Source organism: Sinorhizobium sp. GQ132, from assembly GCF_059758575.1.
On record NZ_JCAXDX010000005.1, the window covers coordinates 464020 to 472206 of the forward strand.

5 protein-coding genes are annotated in these 8187 nt (G+C 62.0%); 4 read left to right on the top strand and 1 reads right to left on the bottom strand.

Annotation, left to right across the window (positions count from 1 at the left end):
* Nucleotides 1-67: 67 nt before the first annotated feature.
* The 4 genes from prfA (at nt 68) to clpB (ending at nt 5878) form a co-directional block, all read left to right on the top strand.
* Entirely contained in the window at nt 68-1150 is a 1083-nt protein-coding gene (prfA, locus tag AC6CIG_RS16515; RefSeq protein ID WP_018096967.1) for a peptide chain release factor 1, read from the top strand.
* Between the two features lie 6 nt (nt 1151-1156).
* Nucleotides 1157-2038, top strand: a complete 882-nt coding sequence (prmC, locus tag AC6CIG_RS16520) for a peptide chain release factor N(5)-glutamine methyltransferase (protein ID WP_127708875.1) — start codon at nt 1157-1159, stop codon at nt 2036-2038.
* 333 nt (nt 2039-2371) lie between these two features.
* Complete coding sequence (locus tag AC6CIG_RS16525; protein WP_018096970.1) at nt 2372-3016, top strand: DUF4167 domain-containing protein; 645 nt, start codon at nt 2372-2374, stop codon at nt 3014-3016.
* 255 nt (nt 3017-3271) lie between these two features.
* Nucleotides 3272-5878 carry an ATP-dependent chaperone ClpB gene (gene clpB / locus AC6CIG_RS16530; protein WP_498323022.1) on the top strand — a complete coding sequence of 869 codons (2607 nt, stop codon included), beginning with the start codon at nt 3272-3274 and terminating at the stop codon, nt 5876-5878.
* A 78-nt stretch (nt 5879-5956) separates the two neighbouring features.
* On the opposite strand, the gene AC6CIG_RS16535 is transcribed toward clpB, so the two are convergent.
* Nucleotides 5957-7897: a M23 family metallopeptidase gene (locus AC6CIG_RS16535; RefSeq protein ID WP_018096972.1), complete on the bottom strand. Its 1941-nt coding sequence runs from the start codon at nt 7895-7897 to the stop codon at nt 5957-5959.
* Between the last annotated feature and the right edge of the window lie 290 nt (nt 7898-8187).

Below are 8187 nucleotides of genomic sequence, written 5' to 3' on the forward strand. Positions count from 1 at the left end.
TGAACAAGAGGGCTCTCGTCTCCGACCGGACGCGATCCGGGCGAGGCGAGTGCATTTGGAGTGAGATTTGGCAAAGCTTCCCGTTGAAAAGATGCGCGAACTGGAGCGGCGGTTCGGCGAAATCGAGGCGCGCATGTCCGCCGGTCCGTCGGCCGACGTTTACGTGAAGCTTGCCTCGGAATATTCCGAGCTGCAGCCGGTCGTCTCGAAGATTCGCGCCTATGAAAAGGCGACTGCCGAGCTTGCCGACATCGCAGCAATGCTTGCCGACCGGGCGACCGACAAGGAGATGCGCGACCTCGCGGAGATGGAAAAGCCCGAAGTCGAAGAGAAGATCGAAGCGCTCGAGCAGGAAATCCAGATCCTGCTCCTGCCGAAGGATGCGGCCGACGAAAAGAGTGCGATCCTCGAAATCCGGGCCGGTACGGGTGGCTCGGAAGCCGCCCTCTTTGCCGGCGATCTCTTCCGCATGTACGAGCGATACGCGGCGGGCAAGGGCTGGCGCGTCGAAGTGCTGTCCGCGAGCGAGGGCGAGGCCGGCGGCTACAAGGAAATCATCGCAACGGTATCGGGACGCGGTGTCTTCTCGCGGTTGAAATTCGAGTCCGGCGTCCACCGGGTGCAGCGCGTGCCGGAGACGGAAGCGAGCGGCCGGATCCATACATCGGCCGCGACGGTCGCGGTGTTGCCGGAGGCCGAAGAGATCGACATCGAGGTCCGCCCGGAGGATATCCGCGTCGATACGATGCGTTCCTCGGGAGCAGGCGGACAGCACGTCAACACGACCGATTCGGCCGTGCGCATAACCCATATTCCGACCGGCATCGTCGTCACCAGTTCGGAAAAGTCGCAGCATCAGAACCGTGCCAAGGCGATGCAGGTGCTGCGCTCCCGGCTCTATGACATGGAACGGCAGCGCGCCGACAGCGAGCGCTCGGCCGACCGCAGGAGCCAGGTAGGTTCCGGCGATCGTTCCGAGCGCATACGCACCTACAATTTTCCGCAGGGACGCCTGACCGACCACCGCATCAATCTCACGCTCTACAAGCTCGACCGAATGATGGAAGGTGAGATCGACGACGTGGTGGATGCGCTGCTCGCCGACCATCAGGCAAGCCAGCTCGCGCTGCTCGGCGAAAGGCAGAACTGAGTTTCAATGGCCCAAACCCTGGACAGCCTCCTGGCCGAGAGCCGCGACAGGCTCAAGGCCGCCGGCCTCGAATCGGCGGGGCTCGATGCACGCCACCTGATCTCCGGCCTGCTCGACCTTGCGCTAGCCGCGCTCCTGACGCGAGGAAGAGAGCTCGTCAGCGACGAGGATGCGGCTCGCATTCGTGCCGCAGTCGAGCGCCGCGCGGCGCATGAGCCGGTCTACCGGATCCTCGGCGAGCGGGAATTCTTCGGCATGAAGCTCAAGCTCTCGAAAGAGACGCTGGAGCCGCGTCCGGACACCGAGACCCTGGTCGACTGCCTGGTTCCCCATGCGCGGCGAATCGCTTCAAGCAAGGGGAGTTGTCGCATCGTCGACCTTGGAACGGGCACGGGTGCGATTTGTCTTGCTCTTCTCGCAGCGGTACTTGACGCGCACGGCCTCGGTACCGATATATCGGAAGACGCTCTGGCGACAGCACTTGAAAATGCGCGCAGGAATGGCTTGGCGGCGCGCTTCGGAGCCGTTCGAAGCAATTGGTTCGAGGCGGTGGATGGGCGGTTCGATATCATCGTCTCAAATCCGCCTTATATCCGGTCCAATGTAATAACGGAGCTTGAACCGGAAGTGAGATCCCACGATCCGGTCGCCGCACTTGATGGCGGAGAGGATGGGCTTGATGCCTATCGTGCCATTGCTTCTCATGCTGGTCGCCATCTCGAAACAGACGGCGTAATAGGCTTGGAAATCGGTTTCGATCAAAAACGAGCGGTAACGGCGCTATTCGAAGCGCAGGGCTTTCGTTTGCTCTCTGCCGCAAAGGACCTCGGCGGCAACGATCGGGTCCTGATGTTCCAGCAGGATATTGAGCGCAGCAATAACCGTTGAAAAAATGCTGCACTCGCACTTCTCTTTTCCGGAAGAGCAAAGAAAGGGCTTGGAATCCCGAAGGAAGCGGGCTAGTTTCACCCCGCGCACTGGGCAGAAGGTCATGGACCAAGGATTCGTTCCAGTATGACCTGGCCACGGGGATTGCTCTCAAGAAAGAGTTGCTAGGGTTCGACAGTGCCTTGTGCGGGTACCTGTTAATTTAACGTTGACCGGCGCCGAGATCGCGAAGAGGCGATCTGTCATGGCGCATGTTTTCTCAGGTGCGGACTTTCCGCACCGAGAGCGGAACCACATGATCATCATTATCAAGAAAATTCAGGTGAATGGACTATGAGGCCAGGACAGCAAAACAAGCGCGGCCGTGGGCGGAATAACAACAACAGCGGAAACAACAACAACAACAATCGCAAGGGATCCAATCCCTTGACGCGGACCTACGACAGCTCCGGCCCGGATGTGAAGATTCGTGGTACCGCACAGCACATCGCCGAAAAATATGCGGCCCTTGCTCGCGACGCGCAGAGCTCCGGCGACCGCGTGATCGCTGAGAACTATCTGCAGCATGCCGAGCATTACAACCGCATCATCGCGGCTGCGCAGGCTCAGATGCAGGACCGGTTCCAGCGCGACGAACGCCAGGACTATCAGGAACGTGACTCTTCCGATCGCGATCAGGACGATCTGGATCAGGGCTACGCAGAGGAAATGCCGGCCGCTCCGTCGGCCGCAGCGGCTCCGGCCAACGAGCCTCAGCCGGTCATCGACGGTTCGGGTCCTCAGCCGGTGATCGAGGGCATGCCTGCCGAAGTCGCCATGGAAGAGGAAGCACAGGGATCGGCCGGTCGCTCGGCTTCCCGTCGCCGCAGCACGAGCCGGCCTCGCCGGCAGCCGCGCCGCGGCGCGCAGGAAGAGGCAGGGGGCGATGCGCAGCCCGAAACCGACGGCAGCACCCCGGCGCTCGCCGCCTCGGAATAACCCTTCCGCAGCGATTCTCTTAAAGGCCCAGCCCGTAACGGCTGGGCTTTTTGCTTTCGCAAGATCTCGACGCGTGCCGCATCCACCGTGAGCGCATTCGCGCGCGATTGTCTCTGCTGCCTCCATTTGCCGCTCTTTAATTCCGAAGAGCGCTGCACCATATTTCGCTTCGAAGGCTTGCCGAATGCGGGAGCCTGATCCTGAAACGCCGGCCAGTGCCACGATGATGGGCTCGCCGGGCTATGGAGGTAGAGAATGGATATCGAAAAATATTCGGAACGCGTCCGCGGTTTCCTGCAGTCGGCGCAGACCTATGCACTGGCCGAAGGGCACCAGCAATTCACGCCGGAGCACGTCCTCAAAGTATTGCTCGACGACGATCAGGGCATGGCGGCTTCGCTTATCGAGCGCGCCGGCGGCAATGCGCGCGAAGCCAAGGTCGGTACGGCCGCAGCTTTGGCGAAGCTTCCCAAGGTGACCGGCGGCAACGGCTCCGTCTATCTGTCGCAGCCGCTCGCCAAGGTGTTCACCGCAGCGGAAGAGGCGGCCAAGAAGGCCGGCGACAGCTTCGTAACCGTGGAACGCCTGCTTCTGGCACTGGCGATCGAAAGCTCGGCCGCGACGGCGTCGATCCTCTCCAAGGCGGGCGTCACGCCGACGAAGCTCAACCAGGTCATCAACGAAATCCGCAAGGGCCGCACCGCCGACAGCGCCAATGCCGAACAGGGCTTCGATTCGCTCAAGAAATATGCGCGAGATCTGACCGCCGAGGCGAGGGAAGGCAAGCTCGATCCGGTGATCGGCCGGGACGACGAGATCCGCCGAACGATCCAGGTGCTCTCGCGCCGGACGAAGAACAATCCCGTGCTGATCGGCGAGCCGGGCGTCGGCAAGACCGCGATCGCGGAAGGCCTGGCGCTGAGAATCGTCAACGGCGATGTGCCTGAAAGCCTGAAGGACAAGCGCCTGATGGCGCTCGACATGGGCGCGTTGATCGCCGGTGCGAAGTTCCGCGGTGAATTCGAAGAGCGGCTCAAGGCGGTGCTGAACGAAGTGCGCTCGGAAGGTGGCGAGATCATCCTCTTCATCGATGAAATGCACACGCTGGTCGGTGCAGGCAAGGCGGACGGGGCTATGGATGCCTCGAACCTCCTGAAGCCCGCACTCGCCCGCGGCGAGCTGCACTGCGTCGGCGCGACGACGCTCGACGAATACCGCAAGCACGTCGAGAAGGACGCGGCCCTTGCCCGCCGGTTCCAGCCGGTCATGGTCGAGGAGCCGACGGTCGAAGATACCATCTCGATCCTGCGCGGCCTGAAGGAAAAATACGAGCAGCATCACAAGGTGCGGATCTCCGATTCCGCGCTGGTTGCGGCCGCGGCCCTTTCCAACCGCTACATCACCGATCGTTTCCTTCCCGACAAGGCGATCGACCTCATGGACGAGGCAGCCTCGCGTCTCAGGATGCAGGTCGATTCGAAGCCTGAGGAACTCGACGAACTCGACAGGCGCGTCATTCAGCTGAAGATCGAACGGGAAGCCTTGAAAAAGGAGACCGACGTTTCTTCCAAGGATCGCCTTGCCAAGCTCGAACTCGATCTGGCTTCGCTCGAAGAGGAGGCAGCCGCATTGACGGCGCGCTGGCAGGCCGAGAAGCAGAAGCTCGGGCAGGCAGCCGATCTCAAGAAGCAGCTCGACGAAGCGCGCAACGAGCTGCAGATCGCGCAGCGCAACGGCGAGTTCCAGCGGGCAGGGGAGCTTGCCTACGGCGTGATCCCGAATCTCGAAAAGGAACTGACGGAGGCGGAAAGCCAGGATGGCGCCAGCGCCAACCCGATGGTCCAGGAAGTCGTGACCCCCGACAACATCGCCCACATCGTGTCTCGATGGACCGGCATTCCGGTCGACAAGATGCTGGAAGGCGAGCGCGACAAGCTGCTCAGGATGGAAGACGAGCTGGCGAAATGGGTCGTCGGTCAGGGTGATGCCGTGCAGGCCGTCTCGCGGGCGGTTCGCCGTTCGCGCGCAGGGCTTCAGGATCCGAACCGGCCGATCGGCTCCTTCATCTTCCTGGGTCCGACCGGGGTCGGCAAGACGGAGCTCACCAAGGCGCTTGCCCGCTTCCTCTTCGACGACGAGACCGCGCTGATGCGGATCGACATGTCCGAGTATATGGAGAAGCATTCGGTCGCCCGCCTGATCGGCGCGCCTCCCGGCTATGTCGGTTATGAGGAGGGTGGGGCGCTGACGGAATCGGTCCGCCGCCGGCCCTATCAGGTCGTGCTGTTCGACGAGATCGAGAAAGCGCATCCGGATGTCTTCAACGTTCTGCTGCAGGTGCTTGACGATGGGCGTCTGACCGACGGTCAGGGGCGCACGGTCGACTTCAAGAACACGATGATCATCATGACCTCGAACCTCGGTGCGGAATACCTGACCGCACTCGGCGAAAACGAGGACAGCGATGCGGTTCGCGATCAGGTCATGGAAGTGGTGAGAGCCGCTTTCCGTCCGGAATTCCTGAACCGCGTCGACGAGATCATCCTGTTCCACCGGCTGCGCCGTTCGGAAATGGGCGCGATCGTCGACATTCAGCTCGAAAGGCTGCGCAAGCTCCTCGCGGATCGCAAGATCACGCTCGAGCTCGAGGACGATGCACGCGTTTTCCTGGCGGACAGGGGCTACGATCCGGCCTACGGCGCTCGCCCCCTGAAGCGGGCGATCCAGAAATACGTGCAGGATCCGCTGGCCGAAAAAGTGCTGCAGGGCGAGTTCCCGGATGGCTCGGTTATCAAGGTCGTTGCCGGTTCAGACCGTCTGAACTTCAAGCGCGGGGCGGGGGCGAACCAGGAAGCCGCGTAAGCCTCGCATTCCGACAGCCAAAAAGGCCGCCCTCCGGGCGGCCTTTTTTGCGAGTTCGCGATACCGTCGATGGGTCGGCTACTTGCTTGCGACCTCTTTCGCATCGTCGCCGAGAAGCTCGTCGATGCGTTCGCGTTCCTTCTCGAACTTCGCCAGCGCCTCGCCCCCGAGCGATTTTCCTCCCGGCAGCCGGATACGCAATGGATCCACCTTGTTGCCGTTGACGATCAGTTCGTAGTGGAGGTGCGGGCCGGTGGAGAGGCCGGTCGTTCCGACCCAGCCGATCACCTGACCCTGGACGACCTTCGTTCCCGGCTTGACGCTTTTGGCGATCGCGCTCTGGTGATTGTAGGACGACACATAGCCGTTGGCGTGGCGGATCAGCGTCTGGTTGCCGTAGCCGCCGGAGTCCCAGCCGGCCTTCTGCACAACGCCGTTTCCGGCCGCGATGATCGGAGTGCCGCGCGGAGCGGACCAGTCGACGCCGGTGTGCATGCGCGAGAAGCCGAGGATCGGGTGGCGGCGCATGCCGAAGCCGGAGCGGAAATGGCCGTTCGGAACGGGATTGCGCAGCAGGAACTGGCGGATGCTCTTGCCGTCCTTGTCGAAATAATCGATCGAGTTGTCGTCCGGATCCTGGAAGCGGTAGAACCGCGTCTCGGCGTCGCCGAATTTGGCGTTGACGTAGAGCAGTTCCGAATCTTCCGTTGCCCTGCCGCTTTCATCGGCGACCGAGAAGAAGGCTTCGAGCGAATCCGTCGGCTTCAGCTGAGCCTGGAAGTCGACATTGCTCGCCAAAAGCTTGACGACCAGCGCGATCATGTCGGCGTTCATGCCGTAGGAAAGGGCCGCACGGTAGATGCCGTCGTAGACCCTCGGCAGGTCGTGGCCGCTGGAAATCACCGGCCTGCCGGTGTCGTCGAAGGCAGCCGCTACCGCTTCGAGCTTCGCCGGCTCGGCGCCGGGAATGAAACGGCCGCGGTCGTCCACTGCCATGGTCAGCACGTGCCGGCTATGGGAATAGATCGTGGCACGGACGATCTTTGCTTCTTCGCCCTTCTGAATAATGCCGATGCGCAGCACGTCGCCGGGGCCGAGTTCCTTGGCGCCGAGCGCCTTTTCGAGATAGCCGGCCGCGTCTTCGGCCTGGGCCTTGGCATATCCCGCATTGATCATCGCCGTGGCAATGGGTATGGCGCGGCGCACCGGTATGATGTCGTCGGCGTATTCGACGCTTTGCTTCGTGATGTTCTCATAGGAGGAAACGCTCATGTTCTCCTCGACGACGCGCGCGGCGAGGCCCTGCATCAGGTCGAGGTTGTCGGCGTCGGAAGCGAAGCGTTGCGGGTCGACATAGAAGAGCGAGGCGACCTGGGTATTGCCTTCGGTCAGCACCGAGCCGTTGGTGCGGACGTTTTCCTCGACCTCGTCGAGCGACATCGAGGGCCCGAGTGCGAAGCCGCCGCCGTTCAGCGGAAAATCCACGGTCTTCAATGCCACCTCGGACTCGACGTCGGAGCCGTAGATCGTTCCGGTCTTCACCGGCGGCGCTTCGGCGTCCGCCTCATCCGTGGAGAAGATCGCCAGCGGGTCGAAGTCGGGATAGGATTCGGAAGTCTGGTGGTTGGCTGCAAGCGCCATCTTGACATGCACGAAGGGCTGGCGGCGCACCACCTCCTTCTCCCCGTCATGGATCATGGTCGAGACTTCCATCACGGTCTTGTCGGCTGGCTTGGCAACGATGTTGGGAGAAAGAACGCGATCTCCCCGTTTGGCGGCGCCGACCGGCGCCGACGGATCGAGCGCGGCAAAGGCTTCCGCCGGAATCGCCAGTTGCTGCCGCCCGTCGAGGGCCGCAAAGAGCGCCACGCCCATAAGAAGACTTGAGGTAATGCCGGTCAAGAACGTGCCCGAGAGCCAGCGCATCGAGATCTCGCGCCGGTCCGGTGCGCGACGGCCGTCCGCTAGGATCGGCGGGTGGTCGCCAAGCGAACGAAGCATGTTCTTATCGCTGCTCATGCAGGCTGGAGGCCCCCTAAATGCTCTTGCCGTATGCTTATCGTCGATACGTTGCGCGAAGATGTGCATCTTCCGTTTACGGAAGTCAAATCGCAGCGCAGGGCTGGCCCCGACGCGGCGCCTCCGGAACGAAGCGGCGACGTTCTGGGTTAGATCGGTCGATTGTGAAGAAGTAAGGGCGAAATTATGTATCCACAGCCCGAGGGACGAGCTCCAAAAAGAATCTGCGCCCCGCAAAACCCTGCTTTGCCGGGCATTGTCAGAAAACTGTCATTTTTTTTGAAGAACCC